Origin of the sequence: Nocardia takedensis NBRC 100417, from assembly GCF_000308695.1 — a bacterium.
GTDB classification, from domain to species: domain Bacteria; phylum Actinomycetota; class Actinomycetes; order Mycobacteriales; family Mycobacteriaceae; genus Nocardia; species Nocardia takedensis.
The window spans coordinates 280,820-304,712 of sequence record NZ_BAGG01000093.1; the positions used below are offsets into that span (position 1 = coordinate 280,820).

Annotated in this window: 20 protein-coding genes, 1 other RNA gene and 1 pseudogene; 8 read left to right on the forward strand and 14 right to left on the reverse strand. The window is 69.0% G+C overall.

Annotation, left to right across the window (positions count from 1 at the left end):
* The first annotated feature begins 260 nt into the window (after positions 1–260).
* Both ON30_RS20320 and ON30_RS20325 read left to right on the forward strand, forming a co-directional pair.
* Entirely contained in the window at positions 261–1,037 is a 777-nt protein-coding gene (locus ON30_RS20320; protein WP_040709076.1) for a dienelactone hydrolase family protein, read from the forward strand.
* Between the two features lie 29 nt (positions 1,038–1,066).
* Entirely contained in the window at positions 1,067–2,044 is a 978-nt protein-coding gene (locus ON30_RS20325) for a serine/threonine dehydratase (protein WP_040709078.1), read from the forward strand.
* On the opposite strand, the gene ON30_RS20330 is transcribed toward ON30_RS20325, so the two are convergent.
* The 3 genes from ON30_RS20330 to ON30_RS20340 form a co-directional block, all read right to left on the reverse strand.
* Positions 2,041–2,307 carry a hypothetical protein gene (locus ON30_RS20330; RefSeq protein ID WP_085999370.1) on the reverse strand — a complete coding sequence of 89 codons (267 nt, stop codon included), beginning with the start codon at positions 2,305–2,307 and terminating at the stop codon, positions 2,041–2,043. The two genes, ON30_RS20325 and ON30_RS20330, sit on opposite strands and share 4 nt — an antisense overlap.
* Before the next feature lie 125 nt (positions 2,308–2,432).
* Positions 2,433–3,599 (reverse strand): hypothetical protein, encoded by a 1,167-nt coding sequence (locus ON30_RS20335; RefSeq protein ID WP_040709081.1) that lies wholly within the window; start codon positions 3,597–3,599, stop codon positions 2,433–2,435.
* A gap of 183 nt (positions 3,600–3,782) precedes the next feature.
* Complete coding sequence (locus ON30_RS20340) at positions 3,783–5,096, reverse strand: glycosyltransferase 87 family protein (protein ID WP_083911539.1); 1,314 nt, start codon at positions 5,094–5,096, stop codon at positions 3,783–3,785.
* 120 nt (positions 5,097–5,216) lie between these two features.
* On the opposite strand from ON30_RS20340, the gene ON30_RS20345 reads away from it, so the two are divergent.
* Positions 5,217–6,038 (forward strand): cyclase family protein, encoded by an 822-nt coding sequence (locus ON30_RS20345; protein ID WP_040709311.1) that lies wholly within the window; start codon positions 5,217–5,219, stop codon positions 6,036–6,038.
* 7 nt (positions 6,039–6,045) lie between these two features.
* Here the strand turns inward: ON30_RS20345 and ON30_RS20350 are convergent, their stop codons facing one another.
* Positions 6,046–7,608, reverse strand: coding sequence for an FAD-binding oxidoreductase (locus ON30_RS20350; protein WP_051029587.1), 1,563 nt, complete (start codon positions 7,606–7,608; stop codon positions 6,046–6,048).
* Positions 7,609–7,846: 238 nt separating this feature from the next.
* Here ON30_RS20350 and ON30_RS20355 point away from each other — a divergent pair.
* Positions 7,847–9,193: pseudogene (locus tag ON30_RS20355) on the forward strand (ammonium transporter); the annotation flags it as partial.
* Positions 9,194–9,654: 461 nt separating this feature from the next.
* On the opposite strand, the gene ON30_RS20360 reads toward ON30_RS20355, so the two are convergent.
* Complete coding sequence (locus ON30_RS20360; protein WP_083911541.1) at positions 9,655–10,674, reverse strand: DMT family transporter; 1,020 nt, start codon at positions 10,672–10,674, stop codon at positions 9,655–9,657.
* A 414-nt stretch (positions 10,675–11,088) separates the two neighbouring features.
* On the opposite strand from ON30_RS20360, the gene ON30_RS20365 reads away from it, so the two are divergent.
* The 3 genes from ON30_RS20365 to ON30_RS20375 all read left to right on the forward strand — a co-directional run bounded on the left by ON30_RS20365 (position 11,089) and on the right by ON30_RS20375 (position 14,900).
* Positions 11,089–12,216: a metallophosphoesterase gene (locus ON30_RS20365; protein ID WP_373282593.1), complete on the forward strand. Its 1,128-nt coding sequence runs from the start codon at positions 11,089–11,091 to the stop codon at positions 12,214–12,216.
* 288 nt (positions 12,217–12,504) lie between these two features.
* Positions 12,505–13,194: a DUF899 domain-containing protein gene (locus ON30_RS20370; RefSeq protein WP_040709083.1), complete on the forward strand. Its 690-nt coding sequence runs from the start codon at positions 12,505–12,507 to the stop codon at positions 13,192–13,194.
* A gap of 521 nt (positions 13,195–13,715) precedes the next feature.
* Positions 13,716–14,900, forward strand: coding sequence for an ATP-binding protein (locus ON30_RS20375; RefSeq protein ID WP_245554133.1), 1,185 nt, complete (start codon positions 13,716–13,718; stop codon positions 14,898–14,900).
* 303 nt (positions 14,901–15,203) lie between these two features.
* Here ON30_RS20375 and ssrA read toward each other — a convergent pair.
* Positions 15,204–15,575: a transfer-messenger RNA gene (ssrA, locus tag ON30_RS36940) on the reverse strand.
* Positions 15,576–15,935: 360 nt separating this feature from the next.
* Here ssrA and ON30_RS20380 point away from each other — a divergent pair.
* Positions 15,936–17,240 carry an ABC transporter substrate-binding protein gene (locus ON30_RS20380; RefSeq protein WP_040709085.1) on the forward strand — a complete coding sequence of 435 codons (1,305 nt, stop codon included), beginning with the start codon at positions 15,936–15,938 and terminating at the stop codon, positions 17,238–17,240.
* Positions 17,241–17,276: 36 nt separating this feature from the next.
* On the opposite strand, the gene smpB is transcribed toward ON30_RS20380, so the two are convergent.
* The 8 genes from smpB to ON30_RS20420 form a co-directional block, all read right to left on the reverse strand.
* Positions 17,277–17,750, reverse strand: a complete 474-nt coding sequence (gene smpB / locus ON30_RS20385) for an SsrA-binding protein SmpB (protein ID WP_040709087.1) — start codon at positions 17,748–17,750, stop codon at positions 17,277–17,279.
* A gap of 85 nt (positions 17,751–17,835) precedes the next feature.
* Positions 17,836–18,051, reverse strand: a complete 216-nt coding sequence (locus ON30_RS20390) for a WLR motif membrane protein (RefSeq protein ID WP_040709089.1) — start codon at positions 18,049–18,051, stop codon at positions 17,836–17,838.
* Positions 18,052–18,152: 101 nt separating this feature from the next.
* Positions 18,153–19,229, reverse strand: a complete 1,077-nt coding sequence (locus ON30_RS20395; RefSeq protein WP_040709091.1) for a metallophosphoesterase — start codon at positions 19,227–19,229, stop codon at positions 18,153–18,155.
* Positions 19,230–19,263: 34 nt separating this feature from the next.
* Positions 19,264–21,129, reverse strand: a complete 1,866-nt coding sequence (recQ, locus tag ON30_RS20400) for a DNA helicase RecQ (protein WP_245554134.1) — start codon at positions 21,127–21,129, stop codon at positions 19,264–19,266.
* Positions 21,130–21,213: 84 nt separating this feature from the next.
* A complete protein-coding gene (gene ftsX, locus ON30_RS20405) occupies positions 21,214–22,116 on the reverse strand; it encodes a permease-like cell division protein FtsX (RefSeq protein ID WP_040709092.1) in 903 nt (300 codons plus the stop codon).
* Complete coding sequence (gene ftsE / locus ON30_RS20410) at positions 22,116–22,805, reverse strand: cell division ATP-binding protein FtsE (RefSeq protein ID WP_040709318.1); 690 nt, start codon at positions 22,803–22,805, stop codon at positions 22,116–22,118. The genes ftsX and ftsE overlap by 1 nt, the downstream gene beginning before the upstream one ends.
* Before the next feature lie 50 nt (positions 22,806–22,855).
* Positions 22,856–23,053, reverse strand: coding sequence for an Rv3103c transmembrane domain-containing protein (locus ON30_RS20415; RefSeq protein WP_157183787.1), 198 nt, complete (start codon positions 23,051–23,053; stop codon positions 22,856–22,858).
* Positions 23,040–23,885 (reverse strand): mechanosensitive ion channel family protein, encoded by an 846-nt coding sequence (locus tag ON30_RS20420; protein ID WP_083911560.1) that lies wholly within the window; start codon positions 23,883–23,885, stop codon positions 23,040–23,042. Before ON30_RS20420 ends, ON30_RS20415 begins: the two co-directional genes overlap by 14 nt.
* Positions 23,886–23,893 lie beyond the last annotated feature (8 nt).

Here is a 23,893-nt window from a genome sequence, read left to right on the forward strand (position 1 = left end):
GAACAGTCTCACAGGTCAACCCTTCGTCGAGCCCGCGCGGGCGCGCGCGGGCCGGATCAGCGATCGAACACAGCGAAAAACGTCTTGCGCGAAGAACAATACAGGGGCACGAAATGCGCAATTGATCGGCAAATGAAATCCGTGCGCGCGCGGTAATTCCCACTCGAACACGGATCGGGAACGGGGACTAGGATCTCGCGGGTGTCGCGACAGTGCCGTCGCCACCCATTTCCGGTCGCCTTTGTCTTGGAGAACCCTAGATGACGTTCACCGTCGCATTCCACACTCTCGACGTCCCCACCCCGGACGGAGCCGCGGACGCGTACCTGGCCCATCCCGACGACGGCCGCGCCCACCCGGGCGTGCTGTTGTTCATGGACGCCTTCGGCCTGCGTCCGTGGTTGCGGGAGATGATCGAGACGATCGCCGCGCGGGGTTACACGGTGCTCGCGCCGAATCTGTTCCATCGCACCGGCCCGGCCCCGGTGCTGCCCGTCCCGGATTTCACCGAACCGGGCGCGCGCGAAAAGTTCTTCGCCGACCTCGAACCCGTGCGCAAGGCGCTCACCCCGGAACTGGCGCTGCGTGACGCGGGCGCCTACCTGAACTGGCTCACCGGTTCCGAACTCGTCGTTCCGGGCGGGATCGGTGTGACCGGCTACTGCCTGGGCGGGCGCCTCGCGCTGCGCGTCGCCGGGGAATTCGGGCCCGCGATCGCGGCCGCGGCGAGCTTCCACGGCGGTTTCCTCGCCGCCGAGGAGATGTCCGACAGCCCGCACCACACCGCCGAGCGCATCGAGGCCGAGGTTTTCCTGGCGCACGCCGAGAACGACCATTCCATGCCCGCCGAGCAGATCGCGGTGCTGGACAAGGCGCTGGCGAGCGCCGGGGTCGAATTCACCTCGGTCGTGTATCCCGGTGCGGCGCACGGCTTCACGATGCAGGACATTCCGACCTGGAACGCCGAGGCCTACGAGCGGCACCTGAGCGACCTGTTCGCCTTGCTCGAGCGGAACCTGTCCACCGAAGCGGCCTGACCACCGGCCGCCCGACCCGAAGGACCGCGATGACACCGACCGCGCACCGGGCGATGACCCACGCCGAGGTCGAGGAGGCCGCCGCACGGGTGGCGGGCCGGGTACGGCCGGTGGTCCTCGCCCCCGGCGAAGCCGATTCCTTCGAGTCGATCCTCGCCCTCGAATTCCTCCAGCACACCGGCTCCTTCAAGGCCAGGGGCGCGCTGAATTTCCTGCTGTGGCACCGGGATCGGGAGCTGTTGCCCGAGGCGGGCGTCACCATCGCCTCGGGCGGCAACGCCGGCCTGGCCTGCGCGTGGGCGGCGCGCTCGCTCGGGATCGCGGCCACGGTGTTCCTGCCCGCCACCGCGCCGCCGGTGAAGGTGGCCCGACTGCGCGACTACGGCGCGCGGGTCCGACTGGTCGGCACGCACTACGCCGACGCGGCCGCGGCCTGCGCGGAATTCGCGGGCGAGAGCGGCGCGCTGGCCTCGCACGCCTACGACCACCCCCTCATCGCCGCGGGCGCGGGCACCCTGCTGACCGAGATCCACCGGCTCCGACCGGATCTGGACACGGTGGTCGTCGCGGTCGGCGGCGGCGGACTGTTCGCGGGGATCGCCACCACGGCGGCCCAGCACGGCATCCGCACGGTGGGGGTGGAACCCGCGCACTGTCGCGCGTTGGACGCCGCCCTGGCGGCGGGCCATCCCGTCGACGTCGAGGTCGATTCGGTGGCCGCGGACTCCCTCGGGGCGCACCGGGCCACCGACCTGGCCGTCGCCGCCGCCGCCCGGAAAGGTTCCGCCCGAACCGTTCTCGTCGAGGACGCCGCGATCGTGGCGGCCCGCCGCGCGCTGTGGGCGCGCCACCGACTCGCCGTCGAATTCGGCGCGGCCACCGCCCTGGCCGCGCTCGACGGCGACGAGCCCGCTTACCGGCCGGAACCGGGCGAACGGGTGTGCGTGGTGCTCTGCGGCGCCAACACCGACCCCGCCGACCTCGCGGGCGACCTCCCCGCGCCCTAGGTGCCGACCACCGCGTTCATGATGGTGCCCGCGCTGGTGGCCACCACGCCGCCGATCATGGCCCCGGCCACCATCTTCGGCGACTGGAGGCCGCCGCCGGACCACTTCTCCCACGCGAAACGCCCGCCCGCGTAGGTGATCGCGGCGATGCCGGACAGCAGCACGAACCAGGTCAGGTAGCGGATCAGTTGCAGGATCTTGTCGGCCAGCGGCGGCGCCTCCGGGGTGGGGTTGCCCACCTGCGCGAACACCGTGCCGTACATGTCGTGTGCCGTCGCGAGAACGATGCTCACAGTGCTACCCCTCATTCCGATGCCGACCGACAGTTCGAGAACGCCGTAGGCGATCGTACCGGTGCCGCACCGGAATCGTTGCGGGGCAGCCGTGTTCAGCGCGCCGCGCAGCCGTTCGCGGCGAACTCCGCGGCGGCGACCAGATCCGTGCGCGGGTAGTAGGCCCCCATCCCGGCCGCCGGGTCGTCCTGCGGCGCGAACTGGATGGCCTCGGCGAAATCCGGGGCGGGCAGCATGTTCCGCATCAGCAGCAACGTCGCGGCGCGCGTGGTCGGCAACCACGCGACGCCGCAGTCGAGGCGCGCGTTCGCCGGGCGGTCGGCGGGATCGGAGACCACGACGGTGAATTCGCCCTTCGCGTCCACCGGGATCTCGTCGTCCACCACGCAGGCCGCCACGCGGGTGCTGAACACCTCGTTTGCGCACAGCGACCAATACCGCAGATCCGACACGGTCATTCGCGGTTGTCCCGCGACGGTGGCCGGGGTGCCGGGCAGTGTCGCCCTGACCACCGCGACCTGTCCGGCCGCGGGCGCGACCCGCGAGGCGAGATAGGTGTTGTCCGGGTTGGCGAAGACGCCGTTGCCGCTGGTCCTGGCCCAGGTCCGGTAATCGGCGCCACGCAGCGCGGCGGGCAGCGAGATCCCGCTGCCCGCGTGGATTCCGTTCGGATCGACCACCTGATCCGAGGTCTGGCACGGCGGCAGCGTCCGCGGGCCGCCGGGGCCCTCGACGGTGAACTCCGGCAGTCCCGCACCGCCGAGCGGGTCCAGACCGGCATCGGGACGGTAGACGCGGTAGAGCACGACCGCGAGCCCCGCGTCCGCGTAGAGGGTGTTCGGTTCGGGGCGTTCCGGGCGCGGACCGGGTTTGACGCGCACCGTGTAGGCGCGGTCGGTCGCGGTGCGCTCCGCGCCCGGCCGGAACGGGTTGACGCTGCCCGCGTCGGGTTCGATGGCGAGATCGTTGAGCCCGTCCAGCGTCTGCGAGCCGCGGTAGCTGGTGAAGGAGAGGTAGCGACCGTGCGGGAAGGTCCCGCGCAGCGTGAGCCCCTCGGCGGGCAGCGCGGGCACCGCCGTCATCCAGTAGTTGGCGAAGGTGTCCGGCAGCGCGACGTTGACCGTGTCCGCGCCGATGCGCCTGCTCCATCCGCAGTCGAAGACCGGTTCGGCGTGCGCGACGCCGTCGCGCGGCATCGGCACGACCGCCGCGCCGACCAACGCGATGAGAACGACCAGACCTCGCAGCAGCCTTGTGATCACGCGGACAGTATGCCCGCTCGGTTCCGAGAAACCCCCGATGGCTTCTCAGCGAACTCTCATCGAACCGGTGGGCTGGTCTCAGGAAACCTTCGTCTAATGGTCACAGCTGCCCCGCCCGGGAACACCTCTCCCGGGCGTCGGGCAGCGCCACTCACCGGCAAGCGCGCGGCGATCCGCCGCCACTCACTGCGGAACGGGACGTGCCGCCTCCACCGCCGGAATCGACTCCACCACGGGCGTCCGCGCCGGCGTGGGCTCGGCCGCGCGGACCACGGCCCGCCTGGTCGCCACCAACGACAACAAAACCAGCAGCACGCTCAACCAGACGTAGGTGTCCCCGATGACGTGCTGCGTGGCGGTCCACCGCGATTCGCGCTCGTCCCCGCCGGGCAGCCAGTTCTGCGGCCCGTAGTAGAAGACCCACGCGGTCGCCGCCGTGACGACGTACCAGAGCAGCGCGCGCCGTACCGGCAGGCGAGTCGCGTAGCCGACCATCGCGAACAGCGCGGGCGCGATCCAGATCCAGTGGTGCGACCACGAGATCGGCGACACCAACAACGTGAAGACCGCGTTGATGGCCAGCGCCAGCGCGGGCAGATCGGCGGCGCGGCGCATCGCCACGACCACCAGGACCAGCAGCGCCGCTCCCAGCGTCAACCACAGGATCGTGAACGTCGGTTCGGGCACGCTCAACCGGGCCAGCACCGCCTGGATGCTCTGGTTGGTGTGGAAGGCCGAACCGCTCAGCCCATCGACATTGCCCAGACCGCCGAACCAGTACTTCACCGAGGCGTCGGGCAGGACCGCGAAACTCAGCGCGGTCGCCGCCGCGCCCGTCACCGCGGCGGTGAGCGCGGCCTTGTAGTCCTTGCGCACCACGAAGTACAGGACGAACGCCGCCGGGGTCAGCTTGATCGCGGCCGCGATGCCCACCAGCATGCCGCGCCGCCAGCGCGGCTTCTCGGTCAGACAGTCCGCGGCCACCAACGCCATCAGCAGCAGGTTGACCTGACCGAAATCCAGTGTCGAACGGGTGGGTTCGAGGATCATCGCCAGCGGGGCGGCGCAGGCGGTGGCGAACAGCACCAGTCGCCGCGACTCGGCCGCGGGCCAGACCCGCCGGGCCACCAGGTACAGCGTCAACGCCAGCGCGGCCGTGGAGGTGACGAAGAACGTGAACGCGGCGGCGTCCCACGGCAACAGCGCGAACGGTCCGAGGAACAGCGCGGCGAAGGGCGGGTAGATGAACGGCAACCCGATGCCGAGGGTGGTCTGCGGCAACTGCCCGTACATGTCGCCGCCGTCGCGCAAGGTCTCCACGCCGAGGCGATACACCTGGAGATCGATGAATTCGGCGGTGATCTCCTTGCACGGCCACAGCGGCGTCGTCAGACACAGCGTCGCGAAGATCACGAGTAGCACCGGGAGAAGCCACAGTGCGCCCGGGAAACGGCGACTCGATGACTTCGACTTGTCGGCGGCAGCGGAACTACTCATCCGCGGCGACTATACCGGTGGACCCCCGGCCGACCGAAGTCCGCCGAGGAGTGCGGACGACGCGACCCCGCTTCGGCGACAATCCCGCCGTGGACGGCGATGGCCGGTATCTTTCGTGCGGTGTGTGCCCCCGAGATCGTGCGATCCGCTCACGACAATGCCGTGCGACCGAGTCGGCGGGGTCTGCTCGGCGCGCTGAGCGTCGCGGCCGTCGCCACCGCCGTCGGGAACCTCCCCCTGGCCCGGGCCACCCCGGCGCCGAGCCGGGTCGTGGACCTGACCCACACGCTGTCCCCTCGGCTTCCCGTCTGGCCGGGCAACCCGCCGCCCGCGATCGTTCCCGTCGCCACGCACGACTCCGGCGGCTTCGCGCAGAACGCGCTGGCGCTGTGGGAACACACCGGCACCCACCTCGACGCGCCCGTGCACCGCGTTCCGGGCGCGGCGACCGCCGACGCGATCCCCGCCGCCGACCTGGTCGCCCCGCTGGTCGTCATCGACATCAGCGCGAAGGCCGCCGATCCCGACGCCCTGCTCACCCGCGCCGACATCGACGAATGGCAGAACCGGCACGGCGCCATCCCGCCCCGTGCTTTCGTGGCCCTCTATTCCGGCTGGGAACGCCGCCTCGCCGACCCTGTCGCCTTCGTCAACGCCGACCCCTCGGGCACACCGCACGCCCCGGGCTTCGATCCCGAGGCGGCCCGGCACCTGGTCGCCGACCTCGGCGCGGTCGGCGTCGGCGTGGACACTCTCAGCCTGGACGCGGGCACCAGCCGCGACTACGGCGCGCACGCCGCGGTGCTCGGCGCGGGCCGCTACGGCGTGGAGATGCTGGCCAATCTCGCCGACGCGCCACCGAGCGGAGCCACGGTCGTGATCGGCGCGCCCAAGCACGCGGGCGGCACCGGCGGACCGTGCCGGGTGCTCGCCCTGGTCTGATCCGCGCTCAGCCCGGCAACCCGACCGACAGGACGTGCCGGAACTGGTCGCCGGGGTCGGCCGCCGCCTTCACCCGCTGCAAGCGCGGGTAGTTCCCGCCGTAATAGAGCTCGTGCCACGGCGTTCCCGAGGTGTTCAACGCCGGGTCGGCAAGATCGGGGTCCGGATAGTTGATGTAGCAGCCGTCGTTGCTCTCGTTCGCCACCGGCACACCGCCCGTCGCCGCGTACACCTCCCGATACACCTCGCGCGTCCAGGAGATGTGGCGTTCGTCGTCGATCGGCAGTCGCCACGCCGAGTGGATGAGCATCTTCATGAACGCGTGCCGGGCCGGGAACGCGGTGGCATCCGGTGCGACGGCATTGATCGCGCCGCCGAACGGCAGGAACTCCACCTCGGTCTCGCCGATGATGCACAGTTCGGTCAGGTAGCGGTAGAACACCCGCAACTGCTCGGTGCTGTAGGCGCGGCGCAGGTACGCCGACTTGACCTTCACACGCGGGGTGTTGCCCTTCGGGTAGTAGACCTGCCCCACCGTGTCCTTGTAGGAGGCCCGGGTACGGGGCTGCACGACCGGCGGCGGGAACACCCCGTCCGACACCGCGGCCACGAATTCGTCGAAGCGCTGCTCCGCGCCGGGAGTCGAGGCGTCGAGCAAGATGATCATCTGCGCCGACGCCACGCCCACCGTCCGGAAACTCATCGGCGCGTACAGGCCGGCGAACGGATCGCCCGGCGCGGAATGTCGCTCGAAGAACGACAGGTAGTTGCCCAGGAACCGCACGAACATGTCCTCGGTCAGCGCGGGCACCACCAGGCGGGAATGCAGCATCGAGGACGGCGCGGCGGGCAGGGCGCGACGCGGATCGTCGCCGTCCGCGCCGGGCGAACGGAACAGATAGCGCGTCACCACGCCGAAATTGCCGCCGCCACCGCCGGTGTGGGCCCACCACAGGTCCGCGTTCGGCCCGTCCTTCGTCGCGAGCACCGTCTCGGCCCGCCCCTGCGCGTCGACGGTGACCACCTCGACCCCGTACAGGTGATCCGCGACCAACCCGAACTGCCGCGACAGCGGACCATATCCGCCGCCCGCGACATGTCCGCCCGCGCCGACGCCGAGACAGATCCCGCACGGCAACGTCACACCCCAGCCCGCGAGCAGCGCGTCGTACACGCCTTTCAACTCCGCGCCCGCCTGCACCGAGAACGCGCGCTGCTCGGCGTCCCAGCCCACCGCCGTCATCCGGCCGATATCGATGATCGACCGGGTCCGCTCGTCGTCGACGAAACCCTCGAAGCAGTGACCGCCCGACCGCACCGCCATGCGCTGCCCGTCGGCCACCGACCGTCGCACCGCGTCGCGCACCTCCTCCCCGGAGGTCGGCACGAAGATCCGGTCCGGCCGCGCCACATACCGGCGGTTGTATCCGCGCAGCGTGAGGGCGGTGTAGTCGAGATCGCCCGGAGCCACCACCGCCGACTGCGCCGCGCTCGCCGTCGGAGCGCCCAGCGTGACCGCCGCGCCGCCCGCCGTGACCGCGGCGATGAACCGACGTCGTGACAATTCCACCGGGGGTCCCCCTCGACTCGAAGTTCCTGCGAACGTGCAGCGCACACACCGTAACGATTGCCACGCCGCGCGGCCAGATCCCACCGGGCGCGTCACCGGAACGGCCGCGTCGCCGTGGCTCACAGCGGGCGCGGCAACCTTTCGGCACAAACTTCATCGAGCCGAAACACGGGGGGCGTGTCGCAGAAACAGGACCTTCCGATGCTTCACGCGAACCCGTCGGACAAGGGGTGCGAGAGTGAATTCCGGAGACACCGCCTGGGTGCTGGCTTGCACCGCGCTGGTCATGCTGATGACACCCGGCCTGGCCTTCTTCTACGGCGGCATGGTCGGGGCCAAGAGCGTGCTCAACATGCTCATGATGAACTTCTGCACCCTCGGCGTCGTCGGCACGCTGTGGCTGCTCTACGGCTACAGCGAGGCATTCGGCGACGACGCCTACCGCGGACTCGTCGGCGACGCCTCGCACCTGCTGCTGCGCGACACCCACGACACCCTGTCCGGCCCGGCGGGACACCAGATCCCGACGATGGCCTTCGTCATGTTCCAGCTCATGTTCGCGGTCGTCACCACCGCGCTCATCTCCGGATCGATCGCCGAACGCGCCCGATTCTGGGCCTGGATCGCCTTCGCCGTCGGCTGGTGCACCCTCGTGTACTTCCCGGTCGCGCACTGGGTCTTCAGCTTCGACGGCTTCACCGACACCGACGCCGCCGGACAGTCCGAGGACCGCGGCGGCTGGATCGCCAACACCCTCGGCGCGCTCGACTTCGCCGGCGGCACCGCCGTCCACGTCAACGCGGGGGCCGCCGGACTCGCCGTCGCCCTGATCGTCGGCAGACGACGCGGCTGGCCGCAGAGCACGCCCCGCCCCCACAACGTCCCGTTCACCCTGCTCGGCGCGGCCCTGCTGTGGTTCGGCTGGTACGGCTTCAACGCCGGGTCCGCGTTGGGGGCCAACGGCATCGCGGCACTGGCGTTCACCAACACCACCATCGCCACCGGCGCCGCCTCCCTGGCCTGGATCATCGTCGAACAGATCCGCGACGGCCGACCCACCACCCTCGGCGCGGCTTCCGGCGCCGTGGCGGGTCTCGTCGCCGTCACCCCCGCCTGCGGCTACGTCGACCCTGTCGGCGCGCTCGCGATCGGCATCGTCGCGGGCGTCGTGTGCGCGCTGGCCGTGGCCTTGAAATTCCGGTTCCACTACGACGATTCACTCGACGTCGTCGGCGTGCACCTGTTCGGCGGCCTGGTCGGCACCCTGCTGGTCGGCGTATTCGCCGACGACGCCGTCAATCCCGCGGGCCGTGACGGACTCCTGCACGGCGGCGGCTGGGACCAGTTGGGCCGCCAAGCCATCGCGGCGGGCGCGGTGTTCGGCTACTCGTTCGTGTGCGCCGCGGTCCTCGCCTGGCTCGTGCACAAGACCATCGGATTCCGCATCGACAAACACGACGAATTCGAAGGCATCGACGAAGCCGAACACGCCGAGACGGCCTACGATTTCGGACCGCGGACGAGTCCGGTGGCCGCCCGCGCGACACCGACCGCTCCGCGCACGGCCACCGCCCCGGCGCGATCCGCGCCCACCGGGTCCACACCGACGTCCCCCCGGGCCGCCCCCACCCCACCCACCGGTTCCACGCCGACACCCGGGCGCGGCGCACCGGAACCCACACGGCCGAATCGTTCGCCGCAGGGCGAACTCCCGCCGCATCCGCGCGTGCTTCCGCCCCGCACTCCCGAAAGATATTCCGGCGCACCGGTTCCTCCGTTCGACGGTCGTCAGCCGTACGAGAGTCGGCCGATTCCCACCGCACGGCCGGGGGCTCCGATCGTCCGCAGACCGCCGGACCCGCGATTCCCCGAAGGCTGATCACCCCGGGGGGCGGTGGTTCGCCGCCCCGCGCCGGACGATGCGCCCTGACACGTGTGCGATTGGTGTCGCACCCACTGCGTATCTGGCGCTGAGAGATTCGTCATCGGCAGTGGTCAGCGCATCCCCGGTGCGTCGCTGAGCGCGCCTGCCTCAGCCGGGATTCGTCACCGGCGGTCGGTCGACGCGTCGCCGGGCGGTGTCGACATGTCGTCGGCGGCGAGTGCGCCTTCGTCCGTGCCGGACCGGTCGACGGCAAGGGTAGGTGCGTCCGCTGGTATCGGTGACACCGGCTGGCTAACAACGGCTTCGGCGGGCGTGCGGCGGCCGGATCGGGAGATCGCGACACCGGCCAGACACAGCAGTCCGCCGACCACCGCCATCGGCGCGGGCGCCTCGCCGAGCGCGATCCAGGCCATGACGACCACCAGGGCAGGCACGGCATAGGTTGTCACGCCCATGCGACCAGCCGTGGTGCGGGCGAGCGCGTAGGCCCACGTGGTGAAGGCCAGCGCGGTCGGGAAGACGCCGAGGTAGACCAGGCCGAGCGTCGAAGTCAGCGGCGCGACACGGGCTTCACCGACCAACTGACCGGCGAAGGGCAGACAGACCACCGCACCGACCACGCAGCCGCCCGTCGTCACCTGGAGCGCGGAGGCGCGCGCGAGCGCCGGTTTCTGCACGACCGTCGAGACCGCCCACGTCGCCGCCGCCAGCAGACACAGCAGCACGCCGAGCACCGCGCTGCCACCATCACCACCGTTGGACAGCCCCACCACGACCGCACCGCCGAAGGACACCGCCATACCGGCCAGCAGCCTCGGCGGGAACCCCTCGCCCAACACCAGACCGCCGAGCACCGCGATCATCACCGGCCCGGTGTTGATCACCATCGCCGCCGTGCCCGCGTCGACGTGCCGCTCACCCCAATTCAGCGCCACCATGTACACGCCGAACCACAACACCCCGGAGATCGCGACGGCCCGCCAGGTCTCCCGGGGCGGCAACACCTCCCCCGAGAACACCAGCAGCGCGACCAACACGACCGCCGCCGTCAGCAGCCGCCCCAACGCCAACGCCCCCGGCGAGAAATCCGCGCCCGCCGACCGGATGAAGACGAAGGCCGACGCCCACAGCACCACCGTGACCGCGGCGGCGAGCACGGCGGGACGCACAGCGTTCTTCATGTCAGGAACGCTAGGGCTCGAACGGGTTCGGCGCACGCGGATATTCGTCGACGAGTTCGTCCGCGGAGAACGTCCCTTCGCGCCGACGGCCACGCCGCGTCGATGCCGCCGAGCGCGCCGAACCTGCCGATGCCGTCGAGCGGGTGGACGTCTCTGCGCGCCGTCCGTCGACAGGTGACAGGTCCGCCACCATCGCCGGGGAGTGTTCGCGCACCTCTCGACGCCGCTGACGCGGACGCCTGTCGAATCGTGCCGCGCGTCACCGCCGGTTGTTCGCAGCGGGCGAAACGACGCAGGTAGCGGCGGGTATCCCGGGCACCCGCACCGAGCACCCGGTAACAGACTCCCGGTATCGTCGGAGGTTCCGCACGCGCCGGACGCGCGTCCGCTCTTCCGAGGACCCCGTTGAAGTATGTGCCCCGCGTAATCCTGTTCCTGACCATTCCCGCACTGCTGTTCGCGTTGCCGTGGTGGACATTGGTCGGCGCGCCCACCGACGGCCCCAGCACCCTGTTCTGGCTGGGTACGGCGGTCTTCGTGGTCGGCTACCTCACCTTGCCCGCCGCGATGCTGCTCGGTCACGGGCCCAGCCAGTCCGACGTCGGGAGCATCGTCGGTGACACGCTGCTCGGCATCGCCTGGGTGGTGTTCAGCTGGTCGGCGATCGGCACGGTCGCGGGCTGGTTGCTCGGCGCGGCGGGCGTGGACGAGTACGCCCGAATCGTCGCCGTCGGCGTGGCGGCGATCTCCGCCGTGCTGACCGTGTGGGGCATCGTGGAGGCGCGGCGCGTGCCGCGGGTGCGGACCGTATCCGTCGAGATCCCCGACCTCGGCGCGGGCCTGGACGGTCTGCGGATGGTCGTGGTCACCGACACCCACTACGCGGCGTTGAACCGTCGCCGCTGGTCGGAACGGGTCGTGGAGACCGTCAACGCCCAGCACCCCGACATCGCCTGCCACGCGGGCGACCTCGCCGACGGCTCCGTCGCCGCCCGCCACCGCCAGGTCGACCCGCTCGCCGGCGTCGTCGCGCCCTACGGCCGCTACTACATCACCGGCAACCACGAATACTTCGGCGATGCCCAAGGCTGGATCGACCACATGACCGGCCTGGGCTGGCAACCGCTGCGCAATCGACACGAGGTCGTCACCCGCGGCGGCGACCGCCTGGTCATGGCCGGAATCGACGACCCGACCGGCACCATCCTGCCCGGACACGGCCCCGACCTCGACGCCGCACTGACCGGCGCGGACCCCACACTGCCGGTCATCCTGCTCGCCCACCAGCCCAAGCAGGTCAAGCAGTCGGCGGCCGCGGGCGTCGCCTTGCAGATCTCCGGACACACCCACGGCGGCCAGATCTGGCCGTTCCACTACCTGGTCCGCCTCGACCAACCCGTCGTGGCCGGACTGAGCCGCCACGGCGAACGCACCCAGCTCTACACCAGTCGCGGCACCGGATTCTGGGGTCCCCAGCTTCGCGTGTTCGCGCCGAGCGAGATCACGGTGCTGGTCCTGCGCCGCCCGCAATCCCAGGACTGACCGGCGGTTCGTCACCCGCCGCGGCCGACCCGCCCGCGCGACGCCCGAGCGGCGGCGGGAGGTTCGCTGTACCCATCGTCGTCGGTCCGGCGATGCCCGCACACTTCCGTGCCCCTCGTCGGTCCGGCGATTCCCGCGCACTTCCATCCCCCTCGTCCGTCCTGAGATTTCCGCGCACTTCCGTGAACTCGCACCGATGAATTGCGCCGCCCCGTCACGTCCTCAGTTGCACAACGTGCTCGCGCGCACCTGCGCGCCCGCGACCACACCGCGACCAGTGAGGACCCCATGGACACGAAGGCATTACCGCCCGTCGTAGACGCCGAGACCTGGCAGGCCGAACTCGACACCCTGCGCGCCCGCGAAAAGGCGGCCACCCGCGAACTCGACGCGATCGCCGCGCAACGCCGCGCCCTGCCGATGGTCCGCATGCCCGACTACACCCTCGAAGGCGAGAACGGTCCCGTCACCCTCGCCGAGATCTTCGACGGCAGAGCGCAACTCATCGTCTACAACCACATGTGGTTCCCCGGCAAGACCTGGCAGTGCGGCGGCTGCACCGGTTTCACCTCCCAATTCACCCGCCTGGAATTCCTGGACGCCTACGACGCCCGCTTCGTCATCGTCACCCAAGGCCCCATCGACGAAGCCCTCGCCTACAAACACCGCGTCGGCAACAAGATGCCCTGGTACTCCACCGCGAACAGCCCCTTCGGGACCGACGTCGGCGCACCCCCGAACGCGGGCTTCGCCGTCAACGTCTTCCTCCGCGACGGCGACACCGTCTACCGCACCTGGCACACCACCGGTCGCGGCACCGAACAACTCAGCCACACCTTCCCCCTCATCGATCTGCTCCCCTACGGCCGCCAAGAAGAATGGCAGACCTCCCCCGCAGGCTGGCCCCAATCCCCCACCTACTCCCGCTGGCCCGGCCCCGAAGAAATAGCCGCCCACTACGGCCACCCCAACTCCTGAGCGCCCCACCTCGCCGCGTCGATCCCTCAGCGGATCGACGCGGCGAGTCCGGGGAGTCGTCACTCGCGGGATCGAAGACCTGCGCTACGCGACAGGCCCCGGTTCCGACGAGACCGAGCAAAACGCCGTCGAGCCGAGATCGGATCGGGAAGCCGAACGACCAACTCGGGACCGAACGCGCGACCATCGAGCCGGTCGGTACGCGACCAGCCAGCATTTCGGCGTACGACCGATCCGGCTGCGACCATCCGGCCATCAACTGTGCGACCATCCGGCCATACCAAGTACGACCAGATTGCCAAGTAGCCAGCGACTGATCTGCCAGCACACATGCGACCAGACTGCTACTGATGCTGCGACCAAATCGCCACACCCGATGCCCTACCTGCTATCTTACCTCTGCTGACCTGCCGATACCCATCCATCCGGGCGAAAGAGGTACCACGGTGCAAACCCGACTCGGGACCGCCCTCCCTCGCCGCGCGGAATCGGCCGTAGCCGATGCGCTCGCGGACACCCGGGTGGTATTGGTCAACGGGGCGCGACAGAGCGGAAAGAGCACCCTCGTCCGCCTGGTCGCGAAAGAACGCGACACCGAGTGGCGCGACCTCGACCTGGCATCGACACGGCAGGCGGCGCTCACCGACCCCGACGGTTTCATCGAATCACCGGACCTCATGGTCATCGACGAGATCCAGCGCGCGCCGGACCTGTTGCTCGCGATCAAAGCGCAGGTCGACCGCGATCCTCGCCCCGGCCGATATCTGCTGACCGGTTCGGCACGCGTCCTGGGTCTTCGCGCCCTGCCCGACACCTTGGTCGGCCGTATGGAAACCATCGAACTGTGGCCGTTCTCCCAGGGCGAGATCGACAGCACCCCCGACGCTTTCATCGACGCGGTCTTCGAGCACGGCCCCGAGATCCGCCACAACAGCGAGGTCACCCGCACCGACTACGCCGAACGCATTGTGCGCGGCGGATTCCCGGAAGCCATCGCGCGAACGAACGAGAAACGCCGTCGCGCCTTCTTCGACAACTATGTGGGCGACCTCATCGCCCGCGACGTGCGCCAACTCTCCGACATCGAACGAACTACCGAAATGCGCACCCTGGTGCGCATGCTCGCGGCCCGCTCCGGTCAACTCCTGGTGCCGTCGTCCCTGGGCAACGATCTCGGTCTCGGTGCCAATACCGTGAAGCGCTACCTGTCCCTGCTGGAAGAGGTCTATCTCGTCAAACGCATCCCGGCTTGGTCCCGCAACCTGTCCAGTCGCGCGACCATGACCCCCAAGGTCGCCTTCGTCGACTCCGGCATAGCCGCCAGCCTGATCGGCGCGGACACCCGCTCCCTGCTCCGCCCCGGCGGCCACCTCGGCCCTCTGCTGGAGGGCTTCGTCCTGATGGAGCTGGCCCGCCAGATCGGTTGGTCCACCGAAGACGTCACTCTCTCCCACTACCGCACCAAAGACCAGGTCGCGGTGGACGCCGTCCTCGAAAACCGCCGCGGACAAGTGGTCGGCATCGAAATCAAAGCCGCCTCGACCGTCGGCCCCGACGACTTCCGTCACCTCCGCCACCTCGCAGACCGCCTCGCCGACGACTTCATCACCGGAATAGTCCTGCACACCGGCCACCAAACCCTCCCCTTCGGCCCCAAACTGCGCGCCGTCCCCATCAGCGCCCTCTGGCAACTCTCGGCATCCTGAGATGACCTCAACTTGAACGCAGACTGCCCCTCCCGCGAAGAACAGGACATCCTCACCGCCACCGAGGATGACACCCCTGCACCCCGCCCGTTGTTCGGTGCCGCCCTGCTCACCCGCCTGGCCGAGCTCCGACCAGCCGTCGGCGGTGAAACGCCGGAAACCTATTCACGGCACGGAAATTTCGAATCGGTGACCAGTTCGACGCCACGGTTACGGCAGTGCCCAGAATGTGCCCAGTGCACCGAATCCGAGTAACACAAGGATAGAAAAAGCCCCTCACCTGGGCTTCAGGTGAAGGGCCTCTAGTGGAGCTGCCGGGAATCGAACCCGGGTCCTCCGCCGTGTCTTCAGGGCTTCTCCGTGTGCAGTTCGCTGTGTCTCTACTCGGATCTCCGGGTCTCACGAACAAGCTCGGATGACGATCCCAGTCGCTGTTGGATGTCCCGTCCGGCTCCGCGACCGAGTCGGACGGTGATTCCCTCTAGCTGATGCCAGTACCCGGACCGAGGGACGAGCCCGGACTGACAGAGACGACCTGCTACTTAGGCAGCGAGGGCGTACTCGCGCTGATTGGAATCGGCGCTTAATTGGTTGCAGCGACGCTTACGGTGGTCTCTTGCCTGCACCGACACGCTTCCCCTGAATCGACGTACGCAGTCGAAACCGTTCAGCCCCGTACGTGCCCGCACCGTGCGGGCTAGTCATGGTAACACCCGGGCGGCCCCGGTTCATTCCCGTATCGTCGCGGCCGGCACCGTGTGGAGCGTCGGCGGTTCACTTTCGGGTCTCGGCACTCAGTCGGACAATTGTCCAGTAAATGTGGCACAGCAGGTCAGCGGGTATTTCAACCGGACTTTCATGATCGAGTACGAAGGGGTATCACGATGCCCCCGGAATTCGGGGGACGGGGAATTGCGGAGTGAAATCAACCTGTGTCATGAACCGCCTCGGCGAGATCGGCTGTGAGGGTACTGTTTCCGATCGTCCGCGCCGCAGTGAAGGGTCTACGGGCGGGCGAGCAGAGGGAGCACAACCATGGCAATCACACGGGTCGGGCGTCGGTTGTTCCGCGGCGCCGCGGTGCCGTTGGTCCTCGGCCTCATCCTGGCCGCGGGCTGTTCGAGCCAACCGGACCGCAACTCGGGTCCCGGGGTCACGAGCGCACCCTGTCCACACGCCGTCCACAAGGACAAAGGGTGCATCTACCTGGGAGTTCTGTCCGACCTGGGGGGCGGGCCGTACGCGATCCTCGGCAACGCGCTACAGGACGGCCAACTCGCCTTCTGGCGCGAGGTGAACAAATCGGGGGGCATCGACGGCTACGAGATCGACATCTCGACATATGCCAGGGACACCGCCTACGACGCCGGAAAACACACGGAGGAATACTCCGATATCGAAAACCACATTCTCGCGTTGTCGATGAGTCTGGGCACCGCGCAGACATTGGCGGTTCTCCCACGAATGGACGCCGCGAACATGATCACCGCCGCGGCGACGCTGTGGTCCGGGTGGCAATATCGCGACGTTGATCTGAATCTCGTATTCGACGGCAGTTATTCGTATTGCACGGAGGCGATGCTCGCGCTGGATTGGTTCGCGCGCAATCACTATCAGCCGGAGAACATCGCGATCGTCGCCTACCGCGGCAACTACGGCGGCGACTACGCCAACGGTGTCATCAAGTGGGCCACCGAGAACGGCGCGAAGGTCACCACGCGCATCGACACCGGACCCAACTCCGAGGTCGGCAGCCAGTCCCGCGCCATCGCCGAGATCCTGACCCGACCAACGGATCTGGTGATGCTCTCGACCGGCCCCGCCGAAACCGCGGAGATCGTCGCCACGCTGGCGGCGGCCGGCTACACGGGCCGCTTCCTCGGTTCCGCGCCGACCTGGAACGGGGCGTTGATGCAGACCGCGGCGGCCCGACCGCTGGCCGAACTCTACAACTACACCTCCCCCGTCGACGGCTGGGACGGCAGCAGCGTCGGCGCGCGGCACGCGCGTGCCGCGGCCGCCCACGAACCGAACAACTGGGGCTACAACCTGGGTTGGGCGGTCTCCTACACGATGAAGGACGTCATCGCCGCCGCGGCTTCCGGCCAGGGCCTCAATCGCGCGTCCCTGCGGCACGCGCTGGAGAATCTCACGGTCGACTCCGAAGGCATGGCCGCGACCATCACCTACGGCGGCGCGGGCCCCAACCTCGCGAATCAATTCGCGGTGATCAACGCCCCCGACGCGGACATGCCGCTCGGTTCACGCACCCTCGTCCCGGAATATCGCGGGTCGACGCTGAACCGGGTCAAGCTGTCCGCGCCGTGCGCGATGCTCTGACCACTCGCGGACGGACCGCCGGGACACTCCGGCGGTCTAGCGCATCCCCTTCACCCGACGACCGATCTCGCGGGTGACCTCACGCTCGGCGGTGCGCCGCGCCAGATCCTGCCGCTTGTCGTAGTCCTGCTTACCCCTGGCCAGGGCCAACTCGACCTTCACCTTGCCGTCGGAGAAGTACATCGACAGCGGCACCAAGGTCTGGTTGCCCTCGCGGGACTTGCCGACCAACCGTTCGATCTCGCGCTTGTGCAGCAGCAGTTTGCGCACCCGACGCGGCGAGTGGTTGGTCCAGGTGCCGTGGCTGAATTCGGGAATGTGCAGACCGCGCAACCACACCTCGCCGTTGTCGACCGTCGCGAACGCGTCGACCAGGGACGCCTTGCCCTCGCGCAGGCTCTTCACCTCGGTGCCGACCAGCGCGATCCCGGCCTCGTAGACGTCCAGGATCGTGTAGTTGTGCCGCGCCCGGCGATTGGTCGCGATGACCTTACGCCCCTTCTCCTTCATAACGGTCAACTGTAAGTGACGGGGCAACCGGATTATTCCGAGGCCGCGCCGGGGCGCGACGGCGGTCACAGTGCGCGCGGGCGACTCAGTGGACCGTGAGGTAGAGAGCGAACAGGGCCACGAACGCGGCGATCAGCAACATGGTCGACACCCGGGGCCTGCCGAGCCGTTCGGGAGCCCGCCTGCCCAGCCACACCGACTCCACCGAAGGATCGAGCGCGTGGCGCGGCGGCGGACCGTCGGCGGCTTCGGCCTGAGCGGGACCGGATATGCCCGAGTCGTCCGCGGAATCGTCACCCATGTGTGCACCGTAACGCCGGGGGCGGTGTTCCCGCCCGGTTTGGCGGCCTCGTTTGCGATGCCGTTGTGATTCGGTGATGTCGGAGCACGGCGTTCGCGTTCCTAGGCCAAGCGGCGGCGGAAGGATTCGGTGGGCGCGCCGGTGGCGAGATCGACGGTGATCACCCGCAATTCGATGCCCGCGGTGTCGATGTCGAGCACCATGAAACCGAGGTGGTGAAAGGTCTCGAACAGGGCCGGATGGGTGGTGGGCGCGGATTTCGGTTCTCCGCCCGAGGTTTTCGCGGCGGCACCGGAGACGATCTGCCTGGTACTCCGTGATTCGGGCGTGGGTTCGAGCACTTGGAGGCAGTGATCGTGCCCGGACAGGATGAAGTGGCAGCGGCCGAGCACCAGATCCTCGAAGAACCGCTTCACGTGCACACCGTTGACGGGTTCGATCGGCAGACCCTCGTAGCGGCCCGCGTCGCCGTGCGGGCCGTTGCTCAGATACGGGTGGTGGGTGCACGCGATCTTCCACGGGGCCGTGGACTCGGCCAGCGCGCGATCCAGCCACGCGCGTTGGGCGTTCATGTATTCGCCGTCGACCGCCCAGTACGGTGAGAGCAGCGGTGGGATGTAGGCCGCGAGCGGGTTGAGGTCGAGGACGAAGAACTCCACCACCGGGTTCACCTCGGGCACCCGCACCGAGTAGTAGCGGCTCGGCATCCACCAGCGCGCCGAGTGGGCGTGGTATTCGACCTCGTGATTGCCGCGCAGCAGCCACCCGCCGTCGCCGGGGAACACCGAACTGGTGTCGTGGTTGCCGAGCACCATCGCCCACGGGAAATCCAGTCCGGCGTTGGGATTCTCGAATTTGTCGGCGAACTGCGGGTCGGTGGCGCTGTTCGGCCCGGACTCGTAGATGTTGTCGCCCAGGCCGAGTGCCAGGGAGAACGGTGCGCGGCGATGGTATTCCCGGGCGGCGTCGGCGACCGCCCACTGGGTGCGGGTGCCGGTGCCCGCGTCACCGGTGACCAGGACGCGCGCACCGCGCCCGGTGGGCATCGGATACTTCGTCACGCCCGGGGCCGTCGGCACCGCCTGGGCGGGGGTGAGCCCCACCAAGGTCGCGCCTGCCGCGACGGCCGCGGCTCCCGCCAGTAGTTCCCGCCGCCCGATCTCCCGCGCGTCGTTCATCCCGATACCTTCCCCGGTCCGTGTGGTCGGTGTCTCACACTTCGGCCAGGGTCGCCAGCACGCCCTCACCGTAGCGGGCGAGCTTGTTCTCGCCGACGCCGCTGACCGTACCGAGTTCGGTGAGATCGCGGGGCTTGAGCGCGGCGATGTCACGCAGGGCGGCGTCGTGGAACACCACGTAGGCGGGCACGCCCTGTTCCTTGGCGGTCGCGGCCCGCCATTCGCGCAGCTTCTCGAAGATCGCGACGTCGGCGGGCGCCAGGTCGGCGGCGGCCTTGGGGCCGCGGGCGGAGCGGGCCTGTTTGACGGCACGTTCGGGTTCGCGCCGCAGACGCACCTCGCGACCGCCGAAGAGCACCTCGTCGCTGGCCTCGGTGAGGGTGAGCACGCCGTACTCGCCGCGCACGGCCAGCAGGCCCTGGGCGAGCAACTGCCGGACCACGCCGCGCCATTCGGTGTCGCGCAGATCGGCGCCGACGCCGAAGACGGTGAGTTCGTGGTGGGCGTGCTGCACGATCTTCGGATTGGATTTGCCCAGCAGGATGTCGATCAGATGGCCCGCGCCGAAACGCTGGCCGCGTTCGCGTTCCAGGCGCAACACCGTGGACAGCAGCTTCTGGGCCGCGACGGTGCCGTCCCAGGACTCCGGCGGTGTGAGGCAGGTGTCGCAGTTGCCGCACGAACCGGTGGTGTTCTGGCCGAAGTAGGCGAGCAGTCGCGCGCGCCTGCACGATACCGTCTCGCACAGCGCCAACATGGCGTCCAGGTGCAGTTGCAGTTGACGGCGGTGCGCGGCATCGCCCTCGGAACTGTCGATCATCTTGCGCTGCTGCACGACGTCGTTGAGCCCGTAGACCATCCAGGCCGTCGACGGCAGTCCGTCGCGGCCCGCGCGGCCCGTCTCCTGGTAGTAGCCCTCCACCGATTTGGGCAGGTCCAGGTGGGCGACGAAGCGGACGTCGGGTTTGTCGATGCCCATGCCGAAGGCGATGGTGGCGACCACGACCAGGCCGTCCTCGCGCAGGAACCGCGCCTGGTTCTGCGCGCGGGTGCGGTTGTCCAAGCCCGCGTGGTACGGGACGGCCGAGACCCCGTTCTCGGTGAGGAAGGCCGCCGTCTTCTCCACCGAATTGCGCGACAGGCAGTACACGATGCCCGCGTCGCCGGGATGCTCGGCGCGAATGAATTCGAGCAACTGCCGGTCGGCCCGATTCTTCGGCTCGATGCGGTACTGGATGTTGGACCGGTCGAAGTCGGCGACGAAGCGCCGCGCACCGCCCAGGTCGAGCCGCTGGACGATCTCCTCGCGGGTCTTCTCGGTGGCGGTGGCCGTCAGCGCGATGCGCGGGACCTGCGGCCAGCGCTCGTGCAGCACCGACAGCGCGAGGTAGTCGGGACGGAAATCGTGACCCCACTGCGAAACGCAGTGGGCTTCGTCGATGGCGAACAGCGACACCGTCCCGCGATCGAGCAACTGCATCGTGGCCTCGGAGCGCAATCGCTCCGGAGCCAGATACAGCAGGTCGAGTTCGCCCGCGACGAACTGGGCCTCCACCGTGCGCCGTTCGTCGGGGAACTGCGTGGAGTTGAGGAAGCCCGCGCGCACGCCGAGCGCGCTGAGCGCGTCCACCTGGTCCTGCATGAGCGCGATCAGCGGCGAGACGACCACACCCACGCCGCGCCGCACCAGCGCGGGCACCTGGTAGCACAGCGACTTGCCGCCGCCGGTGGGCATGAGCACCAGCGCGTCCCCGCCCGCGACGACATGGTCCACGATCGCGCCCTGCTCGCCGCGGAAACTGTCGTAACCGAAGACGCGATGGAGAACCTGTTGCGCCGCACCGCTTTCGGAGTCGGTGTCGGCTATGCCTTCGGGGGAGAACGCCTCGGGTGCAGTCACGCGGCCCATCCTACGAGTGCCCGCCCGACCGCGTGACCCCCGCGAGCGGAGTTGTCCCCAGGCGCGCGGTTGTCCACACCCCCGCTATTCGCGGACGTAGTACCGCAACGTCGCGTAAGCCGTGGCCGCGGCGACCACGATGCCGACCGGCGCGATCGTCAACGCGACGATCGCGATGTCGTCGCCGGTGATGCGCGGGAAGACGTTGCTGTCGAACAGCGGGCCGAGCGCCCGGTCGATGACCAGCGGCCGCGCGACCAGCAGTCCGAGGATCGCCAGCAGCGAGCCCGACAGCGCCGCCACCACCGCCTCCATCAGGAACGGCAACTGCGTGTACCAGCGGGTCGCGCCGACCAGGCGCATGATGCTGACCTCGGTGCGCCGGGTGAACGCGGCGATCTGCATCATGTTGGCGATCAACAGCAGCGCGGCGACCGCCATCACCACCGCGAGACCGAACGCGGCGTTGCGCAGACCGTCGAACAGGCGCAACAGTCGGTCGACGAATTCGCGGTCGTTGGCGACGGTGCGCACCCCGGCCCGGTCGTGGAAGGTCTCGTAGATGTGCTCGTACTGGTCGCCGTCGGTCATCTTGACCCGCATCGAGGCGGGCAGCGGCGTCTCGGAGATGTACTGCACCATCTCCGGTTGGTCCTCGAACAGCTTCTTGGCCTCCTCGAGGGCGGCGGCGCGGTTGAGGAACTGCACGCTGACCACCCCGGAGGTCTTCTTCATGTCCGCCAGCAGCGTGCGGCACGGGTCGGCGGCGCAGTCGGGGTCGTCGGCGGAGATGGCGTCGTCGAGGTAGAAGCGCACCTCGAGGCGGCCGGTGAAGTACTGCTCGGTCTTGTCGGCCATCCGCACCGACAGCAGGCCGCCGCCGAGCATCGCCAGCGACACCGCGGTGGTCAGGATCATCGCGATGGTCATGGTCACGTTGCGGCGCAGGCCGGTGAAGACCTCGCTCCACAGGAAACTCGCCCGCATCAGCGATCCACCCCGTACACGCCGGTCGCCTCGTCGCGGACGAGTCTGCCCCGGTCGAGTTCCACCACCCGCCTGCGCATGGCGTCGACGATGTGGTTGTCGTGGGTGGCCATCACCACCGTGGTGCCGGTGCGGTTGATCCGCTCGAGCAGCATCATGATGTCACCGCTGGTCTCGGGGTCGAGGTTGCCGGTCGGCTCGTCGGCCAGCAGCACCAGCGGCCGGTTGACGAACGCGCGCGCGATCGCGACCCGCTGCTGTTCGCCGCCGGACAGTTCGGTGGGCAGCCGGTCGGCCTTCCCGCCGAGCCCGACCATGTCGAGCACCTCCGGGACGGTCCGCTCGATGAACTGGCGACGTTTGCCGATCACCTCGAGCGCGAACGCGACGTTCTGGGCGACCGTCTTCTGCTGGAGCAGGCGGAAGTCCTGGAAGACGCATCCCATCCGTTGCCGCAGCTTGGGGACCTTGCGGCCGGGCAACCGGTCGACGCGGAAGTCCGCGACGCGGATCTCGCCCCGGGTGGGACGCTCCTCCTTGAGCAGCAGACGCATGAAGGTCGACTTGCCCGAACCGGACGGTCCGATGATGAAGACGAACTCGCCCTTTTCCACATGGACCGTGATGTTGTCCAGCGCGGGTCGCGTCGAGGTCTGATACGACTTGGTGACGTTCCGCATGGTGATCACGGGGAGCCAGTGTAACCAGATCGTCACGCGGGCTCGCCCGCTCCGACCGGCTACCGTGCGGCGGGTTCGCCGACCGTCGCCGCGGGCGCGGTGTTCACCAGCAGGCCGGTGCCGATCGGCACGGTGGTCTCCGGCTTGACGAACAGGTAGAGCACGAAGGTCGCCACCCACGCCACCATCAGCAGCGCGGTCGACTTCCGCGGCCGCATGGATTCGCGCATGATGACCGTCACTTTAAGTTGCCTCACTGATTCCCTCCCGGCGCAGGGCCGCGGCGACTCGCACGCGCAGCTCACGGCCGACTTCGAATTGTTTGCCCGGCAAGGTCCTGGCAACCATCCGAATGTTGATCTGGTCCATCGCCAGATCGTCGATGCCCATGACCGTGGGCTCGTCGAGCAGCAGCGGCTTCAATCGGGGGTCCGCGTACGCCTCTGTACCGACCCGGTGCAGGATCTCGTTGACCCGGGTGATGTCCACGCTGGCGGCCACCGGCACGTCGATCGCGGCGCGCGCCCAGTCCTTGGAGAGGTTGGTCACCTTCACGATCTGTCCGTTCGGCACGGTGATCACCTCGCCGTCGGAGTTGCGCAACGTGGTGATCCGCAGCGTGACGTCCTCGACCGTACCCTCCGCCAGTTCCGAGGAGCCCGTCACGGCGATGCTCACCACATCACCGAAGCCGTACTGGCGTTCGGTGATGAGGAAGAAGCCGGCGAGAATGTCCTGCACGATGCGCTGCGCGCCGAAGCCGAGCGCCGCGCCGAGGACGGCGGCGGGCGCGATCAACCCGGTCACCTGGAAGCCGAGGCGCTGCAACAGTTCCATGCCGACCAACACGTAGACGATCGTCAGCACGACCCAGGTGAGCACCTGGGCCAGCGCGTGCCGATGCTTGGCCGCCTCGGTGCGCACCAGCGCGTCGCTGCTGCGGAAACCGGCGTCGATCTTCGTGGTGACCCTGTCCCGGACGAACGTCGCGAACCGGCTGAACAGGATCACCCCGAGCAGGAGTAGGACGATCTCCAACCCGCTGGACCGCAACCAGGCGGTCGTGTCGGAGGAGATACCGAGCGCGATCACCGCAC

Coding starts and splice junctions, on each gene's coding strand:
- ftsX (WP_040709092.1), bottom strand. CDS start 22,116: ATGCGGGCGAGTTTCCTGTGGAGCGAGGTCTTCACCGGCCTGCGCCGC.
- ON30_RS20370 (WP_040709083.1), top strand. CDS start 12,505: ATGGACACGAAGGCATTACCGCCCGTCGTAGACGCCGAGACCTGGCAG.
- ON30_RS20395 (WP_040709091.1), bottom strand. CDS start 19,229: ATGAACGACGCGCGGGAGATCGGGCGGCGGGAACTACTGGCGGGAGCC.
- ON30_RS20330 (WP_085999370.1), bottom strand. CDS start 2,307: ATGTACGGCACGGTGTTCGCGCAGGTGGGCAACCCCACCCCGGAGGCG.
- ON30_RS20325 (WP_040709078.1), top strand. CDS start 1,067: ATGACACCGACCGCGCACCGGGCGATGACCCACGCCGAGGTCGAGGAG.
- ON30_RS20340 (WP_083911539.1), bottom strand. CDS start 5,096: ATGAGTAGTTCCGCTGCCGCCGACAAGTCGAAGTCATCGAGTCGCCGT.
- ON30_RS20360 (WP_083911541.1), bottom strand. CDS start 10,674: ATGAAGAACGCTGTGCGTCCCGCCGTGCTCGCCGCCGCGGTCACGGTG.
- ON30_RS20380 (WP_040709085.1), top strand. CDS start 15,936: ATGGCAATCACACGGGTCGGGCGTCGGTTGTTCCGCGGCGCCGCGGTG.
- ON30_RS20320 (WP_040709076.1), top strand. CDS start 261: ATGACGTTCACCGTCGCATTCCACACTCTCGACGTCCCCACCCCGGAC.
- ON30_RS20390 (WP_040709089.1), bottom strand. CDS start 18,051: ATGGGTGACGATTCCGCGGACGACTCGGGCATATCCGGTCCCGCTCAG.
- smpB (WP_040709087.1), bottom strand. CDS start 17,750: ATGAAGGAGAAGGGGCGTAAGGTCATCGCGACCAATCGCCGGGCGCGG.